General features: G+C 68.8%; 17 protein-coding genes. 6 read left to right on the forward strand and 11 right to left on the reverse strand.

The window, feature by feature from the left end:
- Positions 1-47: 47 nt before the first annotated feature.
- Positions 48-3,233 (reverse strand): AfsR/SARP family transcriptional regulator, encoded by a 3,186-nt coding sequence (locus tag AC069H_RS26440; RefSeq protein ID WP_478234158.1) that lies wholly within the window; start codon positions 3,231-3,233, stop codon positions 48-50.
- Between the two features lie 150 nt (positions 3,234-3,383).
- Between AC069H_RS26440 and AC069H_RS26445 the strand changes: the two genes are divergently transcribed.
- Together AC069H_RS26445 and pcp are read left to right on the forward strand one after the other, a co-directional pair.
- Positions 3,384-4,799, forward strand: a complete 1,416-nt coding sequence (locus tag AC069H_RS26445; RefSeq protein ID WP_478234159.1) for a M1 family metallopeptidase — start codon at positions 3,384-3,386, stop codon at positions 4,797-4,799.
- A 26-nt stretch (positions 4,800-4,825) separates the two neighbouring features.
- The gene (pcp, locus tag AC069H_RS26450; protein WP_034310097.1) at positions 4,826-5,461 is read left to right on the forward strand and encodes a pyroglutamyl-peptidase I; all 636 of its coding nucleotides are present in this window, start codon (positions 4,826-4,828) and stop codon (positions 5,459-5,461) included.
- Here the strand turns inward: pcp and AC069H_RS26455 are convergent, their stop codons facing one another.
- Both AC069H_RS26455 and AC069H_RS26460 read right to left on the reverse strand, forming a co-directional pair.
- Complete coding sequence (locus AC069H_RS26455; RefSeq protein WP_478234160.1) at positions 5,462-7,222, reverse strand: Hsp70 family protein; 1,761 nt, start codon at positions 7,220-7,222, stop codon at positions 5,462-5,464. It lies immediately after the preceding gene.
- A gap of 300 nt (positions 7,223-7,522) precedes the next feature.
- Positions 7,523-10,081 (reverse strand): ATP-dependent Clp protease ATP-binding subunit, encoded by a 2,559-nt coding sequence (locus AC069H_RS26460; RefSeq protein WP_478229261.1) that lies wholly within the window; start codon positions 10,079-10,081, stop codon positions 7,523-7,525.
- Between the two features lie 406 nt (positions 10,082-10,487).
- On the opposite strand from AC069H_RS26460, the gene AC069H_RS26465 reads away from it, so the two are divergent.
- The gene (locus AC069H_RS26465) at positions 10,488-11,246 is read left to right on the forward strand and encodes a (2Fe-2S)-binding protein (protein ID WP_478234278.1); all 759 of its coding nucleotides are present in this window, start codon (positions 10,488-10,490) and stop codon (positions 11,244-11,246) included.
- On the opposite strand, the gene AC069H_RS26470 is transcribed toward AC069H_RS26465, so the two are convergent.
- Complete coding sequence (locus tag AC069H_RS26470; RefSeq protein WP_478234161.1) at positions 11,243-11,824, reverse strand: TIGR03086 family metal-binding protein; 582 nt, start codon at positions 11,822-11,824, stop codon at positions 11,243-11,245. The two genes, AC069H_RS26465 and AC069H_RS26470, sit on opposite strands and share 4 nt — an antisense overlap.
- A gap of 78 nt (positions 11,825-11,902) precedes the next feature.
- Here AC069H_RS26470 and AC069H_RS26475 point away from each other — a divergent pair, with 78 nt between their 5' ends.
- Positions 11,903-12,742 carry an AraC family transcriptional regulator gene (locus tag AC069H_RS26475; protein ID WP_478234162.1) on the forward strand — a complete coding sequence of 280 codons (840 nt, stop codon included), beginning with the start codon at positions 11,903-11,905 and terminating at the stop codon, positions 12,740-12,742.
- A gap of 6 nt (positions 12,743-12,748) precedes the next feature.
- Here AC069H_RS26475 and AC069H_RS26480 read toward each other — a convergent pair whose 3' ends face one another.
- Together AC069H_RS26480 and lysS are read right to left on the reverse strand one after the other, a co-directional pair.
- On the reverse strand, positions 12,749-13,102 hold the full coding sequence (locus tag AC069H_RS26480; RefSeq protein ID WP_005165380.1) for a histone-like nucleoid-structuring protein Lsr2: 354 nt from the start codon (positions 13,100-13,102) through the stop codon (positions 12,749-12,751).
- A gap of 151 nt (positions 13,103-13,253) precedes the next feature.
- Complete coding sequence (gene lysS, locus AC069H_RS26485; RefSeq protein ID WP_478234163.1) at positions 13,254-14,765, reverse strand: lysine--tRNA ligase; 1,512 nt, start codon at positions 14,763-14,765, stop codon at positions 13,254-13,256.
- 96 nt (positions 14,766-14,861) lie between these two features.
- On the opposite strand from lysS, the gene AC069H_RS26490 reads away from it, so the two are divergent.
- Together AC069H_RS26490 and AC069H_RS26495 are read left to right on the forward strand one after the other, a co-directional pair.
- On the forward strand, positions 14,862-15,635 hold the full coding sequence (locus AC069H_RS26490) for a class I SAM-dependent methyltransferase (protein ID WP_478234164.1): 774 nt from the start codon (positions 14,862-14,864) through the stop codon (positions 15,633-15,635).
- The gene (locus tag AC069H_RS26495) at positions 15,632-16,399 is read left to right on the forward strand and encodes a class I SAM-dependent methyltransferase (protein ID WP_478234165.1); all 768 of its coding nucleotides are present in this window, start codon (positions 15,632-15,634) and stop codon (positions 16,397-16,399) included. The genes AC069H_RS26490 and AC069H_RS26495 overlap by 4 nt, the downstream gene beginning before the upstream one ends.
- Before the next feature lie 46 nt (positions 16,400-16,445).
- Here AC069H_RS26495 and AC069H_RS26500 read toward each other — a convergent pair whose 3' ends face one another.
- From AC069H_RS26500 to AC069H_RS26520, 5 genes are all read right to left on the reverse strand, one after another.
- Positions 16,446-17,225 carry a type III pantothenate kinase gene (locus AC069H_RS26500; RefSeq protein WP_478234166.1) on the reverse strand — a complete coding sequence of 260 codons (780 nt, stop codon included), beginning with the start codon at positions 17,223-17,225 and terminating at the stop codon, positions 16,446-16,448.
- A gap of 4 nt (positions 17,226-17,229) precedes the next feature.
- On the reverse strand, positions 17,230-17,724 hold the full coding sequence (gene panD / locus AC069H_RS26505; protein WP_016337767.1) for an aspartate 1-decarboxylase: 495 nt from the start codon (positions 17,722-17,724) through the stop codon (positions 17,230-17,232).
- A gap of 12 nt (positions 17,725-17,736) precedes the next feature.
- Complete coding sequence (gene panC, locus AC069H_RS26510; RefSeq protein ID WP_378442294.1) at positions 17,737-18,645, reverse strand: pantoate--beta-alanine ligase; 909 nt, start codon at positions 18,643-18,645, stop codon at positions 17,737-17,739.
- Positions 18,642-19,568, reverse strand: a complete 927-nt coding sequence (locus AC069H_RS26515; protein ID WP_478234279.1) for a Rossmann-like and DUF2520 domain-containing protein — start codon at positions 19,566-19,568, stop codon at positions 18,642-18,644. The genes panC and AC069H_RS26515 overlap by 4 nt, the downstream gene beginning before the upstream one ends.
- Positions 19,569-19,703: 135 nt before the next feature.
- Positions 19,704-20,873 (reverse strand): PrsW family intramembrane metalloprotease, encoded by a 1,170-nt coding sequence (locus AC069H_RS26520; protein WP_478229254.1) that lies wholly within the window; start codon positions 20,871-20,873, stop codon positions 19,704-19,706.
- Positions 20,874-20,961 lie beyond the last annotated feature (88 nt).

The raw sequence follows: 20,961 nt of genomic DNA on the forward strand, positions 1-20,961 counted from the left end.
AACGCGCGTGAAGGGCTCCTCGCCTCTGCCGGGCGAGGAGCCCTTCTTCACGCGCTCGTTTCCTGACAGATCCAGGCGACCAGGTCCGGACGCGACAGACCGGCGTCCTGGACGAGGAGCTCTTCGTAACGCTCCTCGCCGAAATGCTCGCGAAGGTCGTCGATGAGCTGCCGGATACCGGGTTCCCCGAGGTCCAGCCTGCCGCGCAGCAGCTTCGCCGCGCCGAGCAGCCGGACGGCCGTCTCGGGCTTCCCCTGCCGGAACCGGATCAGGCCGCAGACCTCCACGATCCGGCCCAGGTCGGCCATGTCGCCGCGTTCCGCGGTGGATTTCACGACGATCGCGGCACCGCGCGCGGCCTCGGCCGGCTCTCCGGCGGCCAGCGCGATCTCGGTGTCGATGTACCCGCCGAATTCGTCGCCGAAGAGGCCCGGCATCGGCACCGTCGCCATCCGCTCCCGGAACCGGGCGCCGACCGCGCGCGCCTCGTCGATCCGTCCGGCGCGACTGAGCAGATCGGCCTTGCCCACCAGCACCATCACCGCGAGCTGGTCGTTGCCCGTGTCGATCGCGTAGCGCTCCGCGTCGCGCATCTCGCGCATCGCCGTCTCGAGGTCCCCGGCCCGCGCGTACTCCGTCGCGAGCCGCCAGCGCTGCTGGATCACATCGTCCTGCGATCCCAGCTCGAGCGCGAGGGCGAGACCTCGCCGGTACAGCGTGATCGCGGCCTCGTGATCACCCGACATCGAGATGTCGCTCGCCTTCATGCCCACGGCCATCGCGGTGCCCCAGCGGTCGCCCACGGCCGTGAACCCTTCGTACGCCTTGTCCCTGGCCCTGTCCGCGCCCTCGGGGTCTCCGTCGTCGACGAGAAGGAAACTCTGCGCCCACGACCCCGCCGACCTGGCCCACGGATCCGGGCTCGCCAGCGCCCGCTCGACCTCACGGTGCGCCAGTTCCTTGTTCTGGCTGAAGAAGGCCAGCATGGGCAGGCCGATCGCCAGCCCGGCGAACCGGGTGTGCGCGTTCGTCCGCACACAGTCGTCGATGAGTTCCCGCACGGCCTCGGGATCGCCGACGCCCGGCACCATGCCGGTGATCGCACGCATCGCCCGGAACGCGGCCGCGAAGTCGTCCTCCAGGCGTTCTCCGAAGGTGAGCACTTCGTCGACGAAGGCCTCGCCCCGGTCGCTGTCCCCCTTGACCATCCAGTACCAGAAGGTGCCGCCGAACAGCCGAGTCGCCATTTCCGCGTCGCCGGCGTCGATGGCTTGCCGGAGCGCCGTCACGATGTTGCCGTGCTCCGCGTCGTACCGTGAGATGGCGACGAGCTGATCCGCCGTCCGCAGCATCGGCTCCAGCCGTTCGACGAGCTGGGCGTAATAGCGGTGATAGGCCTTCGTGAGCTGCTCTCGCTCTTGGGCTTCGTCGAGCCGTTCCGCGGCGTACGCCCGGATGGTCTCCAGCATGCGGTACCGCGGCTCGCCGTGGTCTCCGGCGATGGCGTCCACAATGGACTTCTCGACAAGCGAGCCGAGGACGTACAGGGCGTCTTCGGCGGGCAGGCCGTCACCGGCGCAGACGCTTTCGACCGCTTCGACCTCGGTGCCTGCCCCGAAGACCGAAAGCCGCCTGGCGAGCACGCGTTCGGCGTCGTCGAGCAGGTCCCAGCTCCACTCGACGACGGCCCGCAGCGTGCGCTGCCTCGGCAACGCGGTCCGGCTGCCGGAGGTCAGCAGGCGGAACCGGTCGTCGAGCCGCCGCGAAATCTGCCCGACGGTCATCGACCGCAGCCGCGCGGCGGCCAGTTCCAGCGCCAGCGGCATCCCGTCCAGCCTGCGGCAGATCTGCGCGACCTCGTCCACAGTGGACTCGTCGAGCACGAAGTCCGGGCGCACGGCCACCGCCCGGTCGACGAACAGCCGGATCGCGCCCGCCTCGGCCGCCTGGGAAACGGTCGGCGTGCCTTCCGGGACGGAAAGCGGGCCGAGCGGGCACAGCGTCTCGCCGTCGATGGCCAGCGCCTCACGGCTCGTCGCGAGGATGCGCAGAGCCGGCACGCGGCGCAACAGGGTGTTCGCCAGCTCCGCGGCCGCGTCGACCAGATGCTCGCAGTTGTCCAGCACCAACACCGATTCACCGGCGCCGAGCGTCTCCACGGCCCTGGCCAGCGCGTCCACCGGGCGGCGCATCGGATCGCCGCCGTGCGAAAGACCGAGATCCCACAGCTCCAGCGCGGCGAAGACCGCGCCGGGCAGGTCACCCGGGTCGCGAACGCCGGCGAGCGGCACGAACCAGACGCGTCCGCGTGCGTGCGCCGGATGCCGCGTCGCGACCTCGGTGGCCAGCCGCGTCTTCCCGGCGCCGCCCGGCCCGACGAGCGTCACCAGCCGCGCACCCGCGAGAAGCTCGGCGACCAGCTTCAACTCGTCGTCACGGCCGACGAAACTGGTGAGCCGGACCGGGAGATGATCGGTGGCCGCGGGCGGCGGGCCGAGCTCACCGCGCAACGCGGCGAGATGGATCTCCCGGAGTTCGGCCGACGGGTCGACGCCGAGCTGATCGGCCAGCGCCGCCCGGACCTCCTCGTAGACGGCGAGGGCGTCGGACTGGCGATCGGCCGCGCACAGTGCCCGGATCCACAGCCCGGCAAGCCGTTCGCGCAACGGGTGCCGCGTGGCGGCCTCCTTGAGATCCGCGAGCACGCGGTCGTGCCCGCCCAGCCGGATCTCCGCCTCGAAACGATCTTCGGCGGCTTCCAGGCGCAGGTCCTCCAGCCGGGTCGCCGGCGCCTGCGCGAACGGGGCATCGAGCACGTCGGACAGGGCCTGACCACGCCAGAGGCCGAGCGCTTCGTCGAGAATGGCGGCCGCACCGGCGTCCCGTCCGGCCGCCAGTTCCGCGCGGCCCTCGGCCGCCAGCCGTTCGAAGCGGAAGACGTCGACGTCCTCGCGAGCGACGTCGAGGCGGTAACCACCGGGGCCGGAGTCGAGGGCGACGTCTTCGGCACGCAGGACCTTGCGCAACCGCGAGACCAGTGACTGCAGGGCGTTCGCCGCGTCGGCGGGCGGTTCCGCGCCCCAGAGACCGTCGACGAGGGCCGCCGCCGGGACCGCGCGGCCGGGGTCCAGCGCGAGCCTGGCCAGGAGCATGCGGAGGCGGGCACCGCCGATGTCGACCGGGGTGCCGTCACCGGCCTCCGCTCCGACCGGGCCCAGCAGCGTCACACGCACGACCCCCAGCTTTCCAGAACGCGCAAACGGATAGCCCCATAGGCGACTGAAGTGGGGATTATCCGGGCACGAAGGATCTTTCCGGGCGGGCGGCCGAGGTCACGGCGTTACGTTCGTGATCGAGTCACAGCCGATCGACTGGGAGTGTGAATGAGGTACCGGAGTACGGCCGTCATCGCCGCCGTTCTGGCCGCGAGTGTCCTCGGCGGCGGGACCGCCCTCGCCGACACCGGGAAACCCGGCGCCGACGGCGCGGGCGACAGTTACTACCCGCAGGACGGCAACGGCGGCTACGACGTCGCCGACTACGACCTGAAAATCGGCTACGAGCCCGCCACCAAGCAGCTCACCGGCCTCCAGACGATCACCGGCCGCGCCACCCAGGCGCTGAGCTCGTTCAACCTCGACCTGCACGGGCTGACCGTCGACTCGGTCAAGGTCGACGGGCGGAAGGCGACCTTCACCCGGACCGGTGACCACGAACTCGTCATCACCCCGGCGCGTCCGCTGCGGAACCACGAGCGGTTCACCGCCGAGATCGCCTACCACGGTGTCCCGCAGCCGATCGAGGATCCGGCGCTGGGCGAGAACGGCTGGCAGTACGCGAAATCCGGCGGCGCGTTCGTCGCGGGCGAGCCGAGGTCCGCGACCACCTGGTACCCGGTCAACGACACCCCGCGGGACAAGGCGACCTTCCACCTCGCCGTCACCGTGCCGTCGGAATGGGGCGTCATCTCGAACGGCCGCGAACGCGGGAAGTTCGCTTCGGGGAAGAACACCACCTTCGTCTGGGCCGAAGAGACCCCGGCCGTGCCGTACATGACGACGGTCGCGATCGACAAATGGGAGTTCGAGCGGACGAAGCTGTCCGACGGCACCCCGGTCGTCAACGCCTACGCCCCCGGTACCCCGGCGTCGACCAAGCAGGCCGAGGCGCGGCTGCCGGAGATCATCGACTTCCTGGCGTCGAAGTTCGGGCGCTACCCGGTGGACGCGGCGGGCGGCATCTTCCTCGCCGAGCCGATCGGGTTCTCGCTGGAGACGCTGAGCAGGCCGATCTACTCGGGCGCGGCGGGCAACGTCCCGACGATCGTGCACGAGAACGCCCACCAGTGGTGGGGCGACTCGGTCGCCGTCGACAAGTGGAAGGACGTCTGCCTCAACGAATGCTTCGCCTCGTACGCGGAATGGCTGTGGTCGGAGGCGAAGTCGGGCCAGGACCTCAAGGCGCGTTACCTGACCGCCGTGCAGAAGGCGACTGATCGGTTCTGGGCGGGGAAGCTGTACGACATGGGGCCCGGCAACGAGTTCACGTCCGTGTACTCGAAGGGCCCGGTGGCGCTGCACGCGCTGAAGAACTACATCGGCGCGGCGCCGTTCGACCGCATCCTGAAGACGTGGCCCGCCCTCCACCGCGACGGCAACGCGAGCCTGCCGGAGTTCCAGAAGTTCGCCGAACGCGTCGCGCACAAGAACCTCCAGGGCTTCTTCGACGCGTGGTTCTACGGCAACACCAAACCGGCGCCCGAGTTCCTCTACCCGGGGGACCTCAAGCCGGCCGCCTGACCGGCGTCACACGTTAGGGTGAGGGCATGACGTCAGTGCTCCTCACCGGTTTCGAACCGTTCGGCGGTGAGCGGGTGAACCCGTCGTGGCAGGCGGTTTCCCTGCTCACCGGCCGTCGGCACGACACCGTCGCCGTCGAACTGCCGTGCGTCTTCTCGCGTTCGCTGGTCACCTTGCGCGACGCGATCGACGAATACCGGCCGGAACTGGTGATCTGCGTCGGGCAGGCGGGCGGGCGGCCCGACGTCACCCCGGAGCGGGTCGCGATCAACCTGATCGACGCCCGTATCCCGGACAACGCGGGCTCGCAGCCCGTCGACGTTCCGGTGATCCCCGGCGGGCCCAACGCGTACTTCACCACACTGCCGGTGAAGGCCTGTGTCACGGGGATCAAGGCCGCGGGGCTTCCGGCGTCCGTCTCGCACACCGCCGGGACCTACGTGTGCAACCAGGTCTTCTACGGCCTGATGCACTTGCTGGACAACGACTTTCCCGGCGTGCGCGGCGGTTTCGTGCACGTGCCGTACACGCCGGAGCAGGCCGCGCGGACGACCGCGCCGAGCCTGGCCGTGCACCGCGCCGCCGAGGCGCTGGAGATCATCGTGGAGACCGCGCTTTCGGTGACCGAGGATCTTTCGACCCCGGCGGGCACCCTGCACTGATCAAGGCTTGAGCTGCGCCGTGAAGAACTCGACCATCTCCGCGGTCGTCCGCGCGGAGCCGTCGCTGCGGGTCGAGACGAGCATCGCGCTCAACGGCGCGTCTTCGGTCCCGAAGAGCACGATGCCGCTTCGCTGCCCCACGCCCGCCAAGTAGCGCCCCCGGAGCCCGTCTGCCGCCCAGGTGCCCTCCGCGGGCTTGCCCTTGGTCATGCGCTGCCGGACGCCGTCCTCCAGGCCGGTCATCGCGATGCCCTGGTAGTAGTTGATCGCGTTCGACCCCTTGCCGTCCTTGAACACGCAGGTGACCGCCGACGCCGCGCCCACCGTGGCGGCCGCGTCCGGCGCGTCCCGGCAGTCGTCCCGCCGCGGGATGACGGCGGCGATCCGGCGGAGACAGTCCGTGAACCCCTGCGCGTCCTTGTCCCCCGGCTGAGCACAGCTGACCGGTTTCGCCGGCGCCGGTCCAGCGACCGGCTCGTCTCCGCCGCCGCTGAGCAGGACGATCGTCGTCACGATCGCCGCGAGAGCGAGCACGATGACGCCGTAGGCCGTGGGCTTCCGCCAGTTCCGGCCCGGTGGGGGCGCGGGCGGTGTCCAGCGCGGCGGCTGCGGGCGCCGCGGCGGCTGTTGCTGCACGGGCTGCTGCCGCACTGGCGGCGCGACCGGCGCGAAGGCGGGCACGGTCAGCTGGGAATCCTCGCCACCGGCCGGCACGTGGAGCAGCCCGAACGCGACCGCCGTCTCCGGCTGGTCCTGCGTCGTCGGCGCGATCCTGAGCTGATTCGCCAGCAGGCTCGCCAGCAACGGCATCCGGCTCGGCCCGCCGACGAGGTAGACGCCACCGAGGCGGTCCGGGGACAGCCCGGCACGGCGGATCGTGGTGGCCAGCAGCTCGGCGCTGCGGAGGAAACTCGGCCGGACGAGCGCCTCGAGCTCCGTCCGCGTCACCCGCACGTCGCCGAACGGCTCCGGCATCGGTATCTCGGTCTGCTGGTGGCGGGACAGGCTTTCCTTGGCGTCACGGACGTCCTGCAGCAACGACCGGCGCGTCCGGCGGTCGCTGACCGACTGCGGGCGCAGGATCCGTTGCCAGCGCGCGGGTTCGGAATGCGAAACCTCGCGGCCGATGTGCACCAGCAGCGCCTGGTCGATGTCGAGACTGCCGAGATCGGGCAGACCGTCCTCGGCCAGCACGGCGAACCCCTGTGCGCTGACACCGACCACCGCGCAGTCGAAGGTGCCCGCCCCGAGGTCGTACACCGCGATCGGACCGGGCGGCCGGTGACCGTTGCCAAGTGAGGCGTAGTGCGCGGCGGCGGCGACCGGCTCGGGAATGAGCGTCGTCGTACCGAAACCGGCCTTGAGCGCGGCGTCGCGGAGGATCTGCTTGCGATCCGGGCCCCAGCCCGCGGGATGCGAGATGCGCACCTGCGCGGGCGGACGCTGGAGGAGCAGCTCGGCCTCTTCGCCGACCCGGCGCAGGACCGCGGCGAAGGCGTCGGCGATGGGGAGCGAGACGTCACCGAGCTGGAGGGCACCCTCGTCGATGCGCCGCTTCGGATTCGCCTCGAACCGGCTCGGATCCAGCCGGGCCCGGCGTTCGGCGTCACGACCGACGAAGACCGTGCCGTCCTTGTCTGCGTAGATCGCGGACGACATCGTCACCGACCCGTCGATCTCGACGACCTGCGTCCCCCTGCCGTGGATCGAAAGCACCCCCACCGTGCTGGAGGTACCGAAATCGATCGCCAGAACGTCCACCTGACCCCCTCCCGGACCCGAGGGCATCGTCTCACGCCCCTTGATCACGCGAGTTCCGCCTCTGATCACGCGAGTTACGTGCCTGATCACGCGAGTTCGCCCTCCACGCACGCAGGCGCTCGGTCCGGAAGGTCGAACTCACGTGCTTGGGCACGCAACTCGCGTGCTTGGACACGTAACTCACGTGTGTGGACACGTAACTCGCGTGATCAGAGGCGTAACTCGCGTGATTGGAGGGCGAACACGCGAAAGTGCCCGCCGCGGCGAACCCGCGACGGGCACTTCCGGAACCGAGAGGACTTACTCGCCCTCGGTTTCACCGTTCTCTTCGGTCGAGCCGGCACCGATGCTCACCGGCGGGGCGTCCGGGACCGACGAGGGCCGGGCTTCGCCGCGGAAGACGAAGTGCGCCTTGTCGTCCTTCTCGCCCTCTTCGTCGTTCCAGCCTTCGACGTCGACCAGGATGATCTGGCCGGGCTGGACCTCGCCGAACAGGATCTTCTCCGACAGCTGGTCCTCGATCTCGCGCTGGATCGTGCGGCGCAGCGGCCGCGCGCCCAGCACCGGGTCAAAGCCGCGCTTGGCGAGCAGCGACTTGGCCTTGGGCGTGAGCTCGAGCTCCATGTCCTTGGCCTTGAGCTGCGTCTCGACCCGGGCGATCATCAGATCGACCATCTGGATGATCTGTTCCTTGGTCAGCTGGTGGAAGACGATGATGTCGTCGATCCGGTTCAGGAACTCGGGCCGGAAATGCTTCTTCATTTCCTCGTTGACCTTTTGCTTCATCTTCTCGTACCGGTTGGTGCTGTCACCGCCGGACGAGAACCCGAGCGAAACGGACTTCGAGATGTCCGAGGTACCCAGGTTCGAGGTGAAGATGAGCACGGTGTTCTTGAAGTCGACCGTACGACCCTGACCGTCGGTGAGACGGCCGTCTTCGAGGACCTGCAGGAGCGTGTTGTAGATCTCCTGGTGGGCCTTCTCGATCTCGTCGAACAGCACCACCGAGAACGGCTTGCGCCGCACCTTCTCGGTCAGCTGGCCGCCCTCTTCGTAGCCGACGTAGCCCGGAGGGGCACCGAAGAGCCGCGAAGCGGTGTAGCGGTCGTGGAACTCACCCATGTCGATCTGGATGAGCGCGTCGTCCTCGCCGAACAGGAACGCCGCGAGCGCCTTGGACAGCTCGGTCTTACCGACACCGGACGGGCCGGCGAAGATGAACGAGCCGGAGGGGCGCTTCGGGTCCTTCAGGCCGGCACGGGTGCGGCGGATCGCCTGGGAGACGGCCTTGACCGCGTCCTCCTGGCCGATGATCCGCTTGTGCAGCTCGTCCTCCATGCGGAGCAGACGCGTGGTCTCCTCCTCGGTGAGCTTGAACACCGGGATGCCGGTCCAGTTGGCGAGGACCTCGGCGATCTGCTCCTCGTCGACCTCGGCGACGACGTCGAGGTCGCCGTCCTTCCACTGCTTCTCCCGCTCGCCCTTCTGGCCGAGGAGGGTCTTCTCCTCGTCGCGGAGGCGAGCGGCGCGCTCGAAGTCCTGCGCGTCTATCGCGGACTCCTTGTCCCTGCGCACGTCGGCGATCTTCTCGTCGAACTCGCGCAGGTCCGGCGGCGCGGTCATGCGGCGGATGCGCATCCGGGCGCCTGCCTCGTCGATCAGGTCGATCGCCTTGTCCGGGAGGAAGCGGTCGTTGATGTAGCGGTCCGCGAGGGTCGCCGCCTGCACCAGGGCGCCGTCGGTGATCGAGACGCGGTGGTGCGCCTCGTACCGGTCACGGAGACCCTTCAGGATCTCGATCGTGTGCTCGAGCGACGGCTCGCCGACCTGGATCGGCTGGAAGCGGCGCTCCAGCGCGGCGTCCTTCTCGATGTACTTGCGGTACTCCTCGAGCGTGGTCGCGCCGATCGTCTGCAGCTCACCACGGGCCAGCATCGGCTTCAGGATCGACGCGGCGTCGATCGCGCCCTCGGCGGCACCCGCGCCGACGAGCGTGTGCAGCTCGTCGATGAACAGGATGATGTCGCCGCGGGTCTTGATCTCCTTGAGCACCTTCTTGAGGCGCTCTTCGAAGTCACCGCGGTACCGGGAACCGGCGACCAGCGAGCCGAGGTCGAGGGTGTAGAGCTGCTTGTCCTTCAGCGTCTCGGGGACCTCGCCCTTGACGATGTTCTGCGCGAGCCCTTCGACGACGGCGGTCTTGCCGACGCCGGGCTCACCGATCAGGACCGGGTTGTTCTTGGTGCGCCGCGACAGCACCTGCATGACCCGCTCGATCTCTTTGCCCCGGCCGATGACCGGGTCGAGCTTGCCTTCGCGGGCCTGCACGGTCAGGTTGCGGCCGAACTGGTCGAGCACCAGCGACGACGACGGGGTGCCTTCACCGCGTCCGGAACCGGTCTCGGCCGACTCCTTGCCACCCTGGTAGCCCGACAGCAGCTGCAGGACCTGCTGACGCACCCGGTTGAGGTCCGCGCCGAGCTTGACGAGCACCTGCGCGGCGACGCCCTCACCCTCGCGGATCAGCCCGAGCAGGATGTGCTCGGTGCCGATGTAGTTGTGGCCGAGCTGCAGCGCTTCGCGCAGGGACAGCTCAAGCACCTTCTTGGCCCGCGGGGTGAAGGGGATGTGCCCGCTCGGGGCCTGCTGCCCCTGGCCGATGATCTCCTCGACCTGCTGGCGGACGCCCTCCAGCGCGATGCCCAGCGATTCCAGCGCCTTGGCGGCGACACCTTCACCCTCGTGGATCAGACCCAGGAGGATGTGCTCGGTGCCGATGTAGTTGTGGTTGAGCATCCTGGCCTCTTCTTGGGCCAGGACGACCACCCGCCTCGCGCGGTCGGTGAACCTCTCAAACATGTGCACTCCCTCGACTGCTGCGACGGCGGCCCGTTTCCATCGTGCTTTCACCGCGATGGATTCAGCACCGTGAGACCACTCTAGTAGCCATGTGGTCGCGCTGGCGTACCACTACGGCTGATTGCGGCCCGTTCGCGCCCCGGCCGTTCTCCGGCCGTGCGCTCTTTCATCTTCCGGTTGCCCTGCACCTTTACGTCAAGCCCAACGTGCGAACGCGCGCCCGGATTCCGCCGGACGAGGGTTGTCCGCTGAGCGCGAACACGGGCCTGCCCGGTGAATGGGCACCCGTCCGGAGTAGCCACGGATCGTATGTAAGGTTAGCCGTACCTAAGGACGGGAGGGCGGCGTGTCATATCCTCGGACGCTGGCGTCACCCGAAGGCGGACTGCGGGCCTCACTCTCCAGGATGCCCGAGGACGCCCGGCTCCGCGCGGACGTCCCGGCGGGCGAGCCGGACTGGGTCCTCTGCGGCGACCTGCTCGGCGAACCGGCCCGGCTCGTGCGGTGGCGGGAGCGGCTCGCCTGCTGGCTGGCCGAGACGTATCGGGACGCCCCTGTGATCCCCGAACGGACCCCGGCGAGCTGGATCCTGTCCTGGTACCTGCACGTTCCGGCCCTCGCCGGCGCGATGCTGCTCCACCACGGACGCCGCGTCCCGTCGCTGGCGCCGTCCGCGCTGGCGTTCCATATCGGCGCCGGACGGCCGCACCCGGACTCCGTCGCCGTCCTCGGTGACGGCTTCCACTGCCTGCCGACCGACCCGGGCTCGGCGCATCCGAGTGCCGTCATGGTCCCGGACGAGCGGGCACTGGCGACGGTGCTGCGGGGCAGGTTCGTCGCCCACGCGAGCCGGTTCATCGACGTCTACGGCCCGCTGACGAGGCTCGGGCGACGGCAGTTGTGGGCGGCGGCCACGGACGCGCTCGACAACGCGCTGTGGTCGGCGGGACGGCTGGGCGGGACCCCGGAAACCGAGGGCGCCGGCGTCGCGGACGCCGCCTTGGTCCTCGAAGCCCGGTTCCCGCCACTGACATCGCCGTCGAAGCTGACGCTGACCACGGGAGCCGACGGACGCCGCGAGTGGGCGAGAACCCGCGAAAGCTGCTGCTTCAACTATCTGCTTCCCGCGGAATCGGAATGCGGCGGCTGCCCGAGAGTTCGTTAAGGCGTCCAGCCGGGATTACGTCCCGTCACGCCCAAGGCGCGCTCGAACGCCGTCGCGTCATCCGCGACGGTCACTTCTTCGCCGTACACCTTCATCGCGCGCGCCTGGTCACCGATCTCCAGTGCGATGGCGTACACGGCGTCGGCGACTTCGGGGAGAACGGTGAACTCCGCGCCGGTCGCCCTGGCGAGGTCCCAGCCGTGGAAGACGAACTCGTCCAGCACCATGTACCCCGCCATCGACGCGGGCATCGGGTTGCCGCCGAAAGTGGTCTGCCCCCGCCATGCCTCCGGCGCCCCGAAGACGTCCACGAGCCGCGCGGTCTGCTTTTCGATGCCGTCGAGCCATCCGTCGCCGACGAGATCCGCCTCGGCCTCGCCGGAGGACACCTCGGGCGGTGGCGCCTTGCGCCCGGCGGCTTCGAGCCAGGGGCCCCAGTAGAGAAGGTGGTTCAGCAACGCGCGGACGTCGTATTCGGCGCACGGGGTTCGCGCGGAGAGGTCGGACTCGCCGATCCCGCGCAGGATTCCGGCGAATTCCGCCGCGGCGGGAGCGATCAGGGCAGCGTGTTCGGACATGAGGGCATGAGTTCACGGAACCCGGCGCGCTGTCTTGAAGAAACGCGACAGGGTCAGGCCGTGGCCTAGGTTGTTCCGGTGAGCAGGCACCGGGTCCCGGCCGGGATCGTCACCATGCGGGAGGCGAAGTTCAGCCTGGTCCGGCATCGCCCCGCGCCGGAGCTGCGCCCGTTCGTCGACCACCACTGGGTGCTGCGCTGGGACCTGAGCGGCCGTCCGCCCCATGAACAGGTGGTTCTGCCCAATCTCGCGGTGAACGTCACGTTCTTCCGCGACGCGGCGGGCGCGTTCGGCCCGGGAAAACGACCTTTCCGCTACACCGTCGCGGGCACGGACCACGGTATCGGCGTGCGATTCCGGCCGGGGGCTTTCCGGGCATTCCTCACCGGTCCGGTCTCGATGATCTCCGGCGGTTCCGTTCCACTCACCGACCTCTTCCCCGGTGCCGGATCGGTGACGGAATCGGTACGGAATGCGACGGATGACTTCGAAATGGTCCGCCGGTGCGAGGAACTGCTCCTCGCGAAAGATCCCGTGCTCACCGCCGCGGCCAGGACGGCCGTCGAAGCGGCCGAAACAATCGCGGCCGATCCGGCCATTACCAGAGTCGGCGAGCTGTCAAGCCGGACGGGCCTGTCTCGCCGGAGCCTGCAACGCCTGTTCGCCGAACATGTCGGCGCCGCCCCCAAATGGGCGATTCAGGTATACCGCTTGAACGAAGCGGCGGCACGGATCGCCGCCGAGGAACGGCCGGACTACGCGGAACTGGCGACCACGCTGGGCTATAGCGACCAAGCGCACTTCATCCGGGATTTCCGCTCCGTGACCGGATGGGCGCCCACCGAGTACGCCCGCTTGAACCGTGTACAAGAACAAGAAAGCCGCCGGGAACGGATTCCCGGCGGCGTGCGAGTCTGAAAGACCTCAGTTCTTCTTGTGGTAGGCCTCCACGACCTCGGACGGGATACGTCCGCGGTCGGAAACCTGGAAGCCGTTCTTGCGGGCCCAGGCGCGAATGGCCTGGTTCTGCTCGCGGTCCACGGTGGCGGGACGGGCGGCGGCCTTCACACCGGCGACCGGACGAATGGCGGTGCGCTTACGGCCACCCGCACGACGGGCGTGCTCCACATACTGGGCCAGCGCGTCACGAAGCTCTTCCGCGTTTTCCGCGGAAAGGTCGATCTGGTAGCTCACACCGTCCAAACCGAACTCGACGGTCTCTTCCGCCTCAGTGCCGTCGAGGTCGTCGACGAGCGAGACGAGCACCTTCTGTGCCATCTGTTTCCTCCTGCTGGGGGCTTACACGAATGATCTGGTACGGGGCATGCCCCGGACAGAAGACTTTGTCTAGCGACATTAATACCCGCTACCGAGACATAACGCAAATCTTGTTTACGAGAACGATCGAGGTATCTGTCACGCGGACGGGTTATTCAGGTCGGACGAGCGGGAACAGGATGGTCTCCCGGATACCAAGGCCGGTCAGCGCCATCAGCAACCTGTCGATCCCCATTCCGACACCACCGCTCGGCGGCATTCCGTACTCCAGCGCACGGAGGAAATCCTCATCCAGGTTCATGGCCTCACTATCGCCCTGCGCACCCAGCCGGGCCTGTTCCACCAGCCGCTGACGCTCCACGACGGGATCGACCAGCTCGGAGTATCCGGTGGCCAGTTCGAATCCGCGCACGTACAGATCCCACTTCTCGGCGACCCCCGGCTTGCTGCGATGTTGCCTGGTCAGCGGGGATGTCTCGACCGGAAAATCACGGACAAAAGTAGGTTCGTGGAGATGATCGCCGACGAGATGTTCCCAAAGTTCTTCGACGAGTTTGCCGTGGCCTAACTTTGGGTCGAGCTCCAGCTCTCGCGCTTCGGCATAGGAACGCAGCTTGTCCGCCGATGTCTCGGGAGTGACCTCTTCCGACAACGCCTCGGACAACGACTCGTACATTCCGAGTGTGGTCCACTCGCCGGACAGGTCGTACTCCGAACCGTCGGCGAGAGTGACCACCTGAGTACCGAGAACGTTCTGCGCCGCCTCCTGGATGAGCTGGCGCGTCATCACCGCGTTGGAGTCATAGGTCGCATACGCTTCGTAGTACTCGAGCATGGCGAACTCGGGCGAGTGCGACGAGTCGCTGCCCTCGTTCCGGAAGTTCCGGTTGATCTCGAAGACCTTCTCGATACCGCCGACCACACAACGCTTGAGGTACAGCTCCGGCGCGATCCTCAAGTAGAGGTCGAGGTCGAAGGCATTCGAATGCGTTACGAATGGCCTGGCCGCCGCGCCGCCGTGCAGCGTTTGCAGCATCGGGGTCTCGACCTCGAGGAATCCCCGGCCGTGAAACGAGTCACGCAGGGAACGCAGCACACCGGCGCGGGTGCGGACCACGTCCCGAGCCTTGGGACGCACGATCAGATCGACATAACGCTGCCGGATCCGCGTTTCCTCGGCCAGGTCTTTGTGCGCCACGGGCAACGGGCGCAATGCTTTCGACGTGATGCGCCAGGAGTCAGCCATCACGGAAAGCTCACCGCGCTTGGAGGTGATGACCTCGCCGGAGACGAATACGTGATCACCGAGATCGACGTCGGACTTCCACGACGCGAGCGCGTCCTCACCCACCTTCGCGAGGCTGAGCATCGCCTGCAACTCGGTACCGTCGCCTTCACGAAGACTCGCGAAACACAGTTTGCCGGTATTGCGCATGAACATGACCCGGCCGGTGACGCCGACGATCTCACCGGTGGCGGTGTCGGCAGGAAGACCGGAATGCTTCTCGCGCACTTCGGCCAGCGAGTGCGTCCGGGGCACCTCTACCGGATACGGATCGATACCCTCCGCGATTATCCGGTCGCGCTTGTCCCGGCGCACCCGCATCTGTTCCGGCAGGTCTTCGTCGGGGCTCACGCCCTCGGATGCGGGGATTTCAGTCATGGCGCACAGCGTACGAACCCGCCGCTTCCCTACGCCAACCGGATTACCTTTTCCGACTCCGGACCGACTGGTTTTCTGTCCTTTAACCTTGAGCGCGTGAACTCATCCAGTCCCGGCATCGAACCCGAACTGCACGCGCGCCGCGCCGCTTCGTTCGGCGCGAGGGCCGCCGCCTATGCCGCGCATCGGCCCGACTATCCGGAAAAGGCACTGGCCTGGGGGCTCGCCGGCGTCCGGCACGCGCCGGAACGGGTACTGGACCTCGCGGCCGGCACCGGCAAGGTCAGCGAAGGGCTGCTCGCGCTGGGTGTCGAGGTCACCGCGGTGGAGCCGGACGACCAGATGCTCGCGGAACTGAAGAAGGCGCTCCCCTCCGTGACCCCGCTCATCGGGACGGCCGAGGAGATCCCGCTGCCCGGCGGTTCCGTGGACGCCGTGGTCGTCGGCCAGGCCGTCCACTGGTTCGACCTCGACCGGGCGTATCCGGAGATGGCCAGGGTGCTGAAACCGGGAGGTGTCGTGGCCGCGCTGTGGAACCACGACGACGAGTCGGCGGGCTGGCTCGCCGAGTTGAACACGTTGATCAAGACCTCGATGAGCCGGCGCTGGCTGAGCGACTACGAATCGTTGCCTGAACACGAGGCCTTCGAGCCGTTCGAGAAGAAGACGTTCGGCCACAAACAGCCGAGGACCGCGGAGACCCTGGTGGCGACTCTCGCCACCCATTCGCACATGCTGGTGGCCCCGGCGGAGGAGCGCGAAGCCAAACTTCGCACGGCGCGGGAATTCCTCGACCGGAACCCGGAAACCGCCTCGGGGGAATTCGACCTGCCGATCACCACCACCGTCTTCCGGGCGCGTAAGCGATGACCGACTGGAAGGCGGCGTTCACCGCGACGTTCGGCGCTCCCGCGTCGGCGATGTCCGCGCGGATCTGGGCCGAGGTGTACGGCGACGAGTACCCCGCCGAGCTGGACACCTACAGCTTCGTGACCCGGACGGACCTGCGCCGTATCGCGGCCGAAGCGCGACTCGAACCGGGCGGGCGGCTCGCCGACATCGGCTGCGGGCGCGGCGGTCCCGGGCTGTGGGTCGCCGCGCGGACCTACGCGACGCTCACCGGCGTCGACATCGCGGAGACGGCGCTGGCGTCGGCGCGGCGTCGCGCGGAGGCGATGGACATCGAAGCGACCGAGTTCCTGGTCGGCGATTTCCAGGACACGGGACTGGACGACGCGTCGTTCGAGGCGGTGATGAGCGTCGACGCGCTGCTGTTCGCGCCCGACAAGCGGCGTGCCTGCGCGGAGTTCGCGCGGATCCTCGTGCCTGGCGGGCGCCTGCTCGTCACGACCTGGGACTTCGACGGGCAACCGGTGAACCGGCCGCCCCAGGTGGCCGACCACCGGCCACTACTGGAAGCGGCGGGATTCGACGTCCTCTCCTACGAGGAGACGCCCGGCTGGCGGGCGCGGCAGCGGCGGACCGTGGAGCTGTCGCTCGAACGGCTGGAGGAACTGGCCGCGGAATCGGGGCAGGAACCGGCGCGGCTGCGGGCGAGCCTCGAGCAGACGCTGCGGAACCAGGACCTGATGACGCGGCGGGTCCTGATGATCGCTTCCCGCCGCCGCGTTTAGTCCTCTGAATGCTGTAGTTGCACACGCAGGGACCCCATTCAGAGGACTAAACGCGGCGGTTGCGGTCGTAGACCAGCCGCAGGCCCAGCAACGTCAGGTCCGGGACGTGCTCGGAGATCGTCTCGGACTCGCCGAGCACCAGGGGCGCGAGGCCGCCCGTCGCGATCACCGCGACCGGATCCGCCCCGCCGGGCGAGAGCTCGCGTTTGATCCGCTTCACCAGGCCGTCGACCTGGCCGGCGAAACCGTAGAGGATGCCGGATTGCAGGCATTCCACGGTGTTCTTCCCGATCACCGACCGCGGCGGCACCAGCTCCACCTTGCGCAGCGCCGCGGCCCGCGCGGCCAGCGCGTCGACCGAGATCTCGATGCCGGGCGCGAAGGCGCCACCGAGGAACTCGCCCTTGGCGGAGATGGCGTCCACATTGGTCGAAGTCCCGAAATCCACCACCACGCAAGCGGTGTCCGGGTGCAGATGGTGCGCGGCGAGGGTGTTCACCAGCCTGTCCGCGCCCACCTCCTTGGGGTTGTCGACCAGGAGCGGCACGCCGGTGCGCACCCCCGGCTCGACGACGATCTTCGGCACTTTGGCGTAGTACCGCGAAAGCATGACGCGCAGCTCCCGCAGCACGGCGGGAACCGTGGACAGCGCGCTGATCCCGGTGATCGCGTCCGCGTGTGAGCCGAGGAGGCCGCGCATGGTCAACGCGAGTTCGTCGGCGGTCATTCGCGCGTCGGTGCGCATGCGCCAGTCACCGATCAGCTCTCGGCCGTCGTACAGCCCGAGCACGATGTTGGTGTTGCCGACGTCGACCGTGAGCAGCAAGGGCTCAGCTTTCGGCGTGCAGCAGCGCGTCGAGACGGCGGGCGTCGGCGGTTTCGGCGACCGGGAAGGTCATCGTGTCGTCGTCGGCCAGTGTCACGGTGCCGCTCAACAGACCGGAGCCCTCCGGCGCGTGCCCGGGGTTGGCGCCCTTCTCGACGATCCGGTTGTCCGCGTCGACGAAGACGACCCGCGGCCGGAACGCGGCCGCCTCGGCGTTCTCCATCTGCGCGTACGAAATGAGGATCACCAGATCGCCGGGGTGCACCAGATGCGCCGCGGCGCCGTTGATGCCGAGCACCCCGCTGCCGCGTTCGCCCGCGATCACGTACGTTTCGAGCCGCGCGCCGTTCGTGACGTCCACAATGGACACCTGTTCGCCCGGCAGCAGATCCGCCGCGTCCATCAGGTCCTCGTCGACGGTCACCGAGCCGACGTAGTGGAGGTCGGCCTGGGTGACCGTCGCCCGGTGGATCTTCGATTTCAGCATCGTGCGGTACATCGTGGACTCTCCCTATTCCCCTGCGTCCAGCGCGTGTTCCGGATGGTCCGCGGCGGCGCCGAGCACCACCGGGACGTTGTCGATCAGCCGGGTACTCCCCACCCTGGCCGCGATCAGCAACCGCGCCTCACCGTCCACGGGCGCGGGCCCGAGGTCGGTTCCCCTCAATTCCAGATAATCGACCTCGACCGCGGGCCGCGCGGCGAGGGTCTGCCTGGCGGTCGCCAGCACGGCTTCCGCGCCGTCGCGTCCGACGAAGGCACCCGCCGTGAGTGCCGCCGACAACACGATCGCGTCCTCGCGCTGTTCCGGAGTCAGGTAGACGTTGCGCGAGGACAACGCCAGCCCGTCGCGTTCCCGGACCGTCGGCACCCCGATGACGCGGGTGTCGAAGTTCAGGTCACGCACCATCTTCTTGATCAGCACCAGCTGCTGGTAGTCCTTCTCCCCGAAGAAGGCGTAGTCCGGCCGCACGATGTTGAACAGTTTCGCCACCACGGTCAGCACGCCGGCGAAATGCCCCGGCCGCACCGCGCCTTCCAGCTCGTCGCCGAGCGCGCCGGGATGCACCGTGATGGTGGCCCCGTCGGGATACAGATCCGACGCCTTGGGCAGGAAGCCCAGCTCGACGCCGTCCTCCTTCAGCACCTCGAGGTCCTTGTCCAGCGGACGCGGGTACGCCTCGAAGTCCTCGCCCTCCCCGAACTGCAGGGGGTTCACGAAGATCGACGTCGCGACGACCGTGTTCGGCAGCCGCTTCGCCCGGCGGATCAGCTCGCGGTGCCCCGCGTGCAGGGCGCCCATCGTGGGCACGAGCGCGACCTTGCGGCCGACGCCGTGCAGGGCACGCGTCACCTGGCTGACCTGCTCGGGCGGCTGGAAGGTGTGCAGCGTGCCTCGGGCGAATTTCGGTGTGGTCACTGGTTTTGCTGCCCTTCGGCGGGATCTGCTGGATCACTGAGGAGTTCGGTGAGCTCGGCGGCGGCCGAAGCGTCCAGGAGCCCGGCGGCGTCGCCACGCGCCAGCGTGCGCTTGGCCAGCGCGCGGTAGCTCGGGGCGATGTCGGGGCCACGTTCGGCCAGCACCGCGAGATGCTTGCGCACGGTGCCGAGATCACCACGGGCCACCGGCCCGGTGAGCGCCCGGTCCCCGTGTCGCAGAACATTATCCAACGCCGCCGACAACAACGGAGCCACCAGGCGTTCGGGCTGGGCGATTCCCGCCTCCCGCAACAGTTCCGCGCAGTCGGCGACCAGTGTCATCAGGTGGTTCGCGCCGTGTGCCAACGCCGCGTGATAGAGCGCCCGCGCCCCGTCAGGGACCCGGACGGGCTCCGCGCCCATCTCCACGGTCAGCGCCTCGCCGACGTTCCACGCCGCTTCGTCACCTTCTGTCGCCGTGACGCCGATACTGCAGGTGGCCAGCCTGTCGAGGTCTTCGGCGCGGCCGGTGAAGGTCATCACGGGGTGCAGCGCCAGCGGCAGCGCCCCGGCCTCGGCGGCGGGCGCGAGGACGTCGATACCGTGCGCGCCGGAGGTGTGCACGACGATCTGCCCCGGCCGGAGGGATCCGGTGGCGACGAAACCGCGCACCATCCCGGCGAGCGCGTCGTCCGGAAGGGCAAGCAGAACCAGGTCGGCACGGCGGGCGACCTCGTCAGGAGGCAGGAGGGGCACGTCGGGGAGCAGTTGCTCCGCCCGGCGCACCGAGGCGTCGGAAAGGCCCGAAGCGGCGACGACCGTGTGCCCGGCCCGGGTGAGCGCGGCGCCGACGACGCTGCCGACGCGCCCCGCGGAAACGACGCCGACGGCCAAGCGAGCGGGCCTCATCATGGCGTGCGCCAGTGGACGCTCATGGTCGAAAACTCCTCAACTCGTTCCAGTCCCGCTCTGCGGTCGCGGGTACCAGACGACGGCGCGAGGGTAACCCTCCGGCCCGCGTCTGAACCGGCCCCCGTGACCAGCTTCACCTGACAGTGGTCACCCGCGCGGCGCGCCGTCGGCCAGCCGCACGGCCTCGGCCCGCGACGTCTTGAGCACCTGGAGCAGCTCACGTTGCCGCTGTTTCGCGTCTTCGGTGAGCTTGCGTCCGCGCCGCAGGAACGCGAGCTCGGTCACGCTGGCCTGGTAGCGGCTGACGGCCTTCGCGGCCTCCCGCCCCGACTGCTTCCGCGCCTGTTTCCGCCACGACCGGCGTCCGGAGAGGCTGGCCAGCAGCGCGACCTCCGACGGGGCGATCCAGCGTGCGTCGACCATCATGGGCAGCGCCGCCGCGACGATCCGCTGCTCACGGCGTCGCTGCATGACCACCACCGAGAAGACCCCGATGAACAGCGGCACCATGATCAGGAAGTAGACGTTCAGGAAGGTCTTCGCGCCGCCGAGCAGCGCGGCACCGTTCCACAGCGCGTGCAGCAGCACCGCGACGATGTAGCCGCCGATCGGCGCCAGGATCCGCAGCGAGCGCACCTTGCTGCTCGCGGCGACACCGAGCCCGATCCCGGTCATCACGGCGAACAGCGGATGGGTGAACGGCGAGAGCACACCGCGCAGGAAGAACGCCGCGAGCACACCGGCGCTCGTGCCGTCGCCGAAGCCGTGCTCGGCGAAGGCGCGGCCGAAGTAATAGATGTTCTCGGTGAAGGCGAAGCCCGCCGCGGTGAACCCGGCGTAGACGATGCCGTCCACGACGCCGTCGAACTCGATCGGGCGGCGCCACCACAACAGCAGGATGAAAGCGGCCTTCGCGGCCTCCTCGACCAGCGGCGCGGAGACCAGTCCGCTGATCTTGCCGCCGACGCCGGTGCCGAGCAGCAGGTCACCGACGGCCTCGGCACCGCTGTTGAGCAGCAGCGCGATGATCGTCGCGACACACGCGCCCCAGACGAAGGCCAGCAGCAGAAGCTTCGGCGGCTCCGGTTCCCAGCGGTCGACCCACAGGAACGCGGTGACCACCACGGCGACCGGGACCAGCGCCGCGAGCACGCCGATCCCCACCGCGAGCGGGCCGACCTTTTCGGTCACCGTGCCGAAGACGAACAGTCCGCACAGCGCGACGGCGATCAGCCCGAGCACCGGCAGCAGCACGGTGATCGACCGAGACCGGCGGGTCCGGTCGGAACCGGGCGCCGGGGAGGAAGGCTCGCTCACAGCGGGTCACCCTACCGTCGGTACGGGACACGAGCGGGACGTGGAGCTGAAGTTCGACACAGTACCGGCCACACGTGTGAACCCGTCC

The sequence above is a fragment of the Amycolatopsis sp. NPDC043887 genome (genome assembly GCF_056435665.1).

Excerpts from the sequence above, each read along its gene's own strand:
- pcp (WP_034310097.1), top strand. The coding sequence starts at position 4,826 with ATGACGTCAGTGCTCCTCACCGGTTTCGAACCGTTCGGCGGTGAGCGG.
- AC069H_RS26445 (WP_478234159.1), top strand. The coding sequence starts at position 3,384 with ATGAGGTACCGGAGTACGGCCGTCATCGCCGCCGTTCTGGCCGCGAGT.
- AC069H_RS26495 (WP_478234165.1), top strand. The coding sequence starts at position 15,632 with ATGACCGACTGGAAGGCGGCGTTCACCGCGACGTTCGGCGCTCCCGCG.
- lysS (WP_478234163.1), bottom strand. The coding sequence starts at position 14,765 with ATGACTGAAATCCCCGCATCCGAGGGCGTGAGCCCCGACGAAGACCTG.
- panD (WP_016337767.1), bottom strand. The coding sequence starts at position 17,724 with ATGTACCGCACGATGCTGAAATCGAAGATCCACCGGGCGACGGTCACC.
- AC069H_RS26470 (WP_478234161.1), bottom strand. The coding sequence starts at position 11,824 with ATGTCCGAACACGCTGCCCTGATCGCTCCCGCCGCGGCGGAATTCGCC.
- AC069H_RS26480 (WP_005165380.1), bottom strand. The coding sequence starts at position 13,102 with ATGGCACAGAAGGTGCTCGTCTCGCTCGTCGACGACCTCGACGGCACT.
- AC069H_RS26465 (WP_478234278.1), top strand. The coding sequence starts at position 10,488 with ATGCCCGAGGACGCCCGGCTCCGCGCGGACGTCCCGGCGGGCGAGCCG.
- AC069H_RS26460 (WP_478229261.1), bottom strand. The coding sequence starts at position 10,081 with ATGTTTGAGAGGTTCACCGACCGCGCGAGGCGGGTGGTCGTCCTGGCC.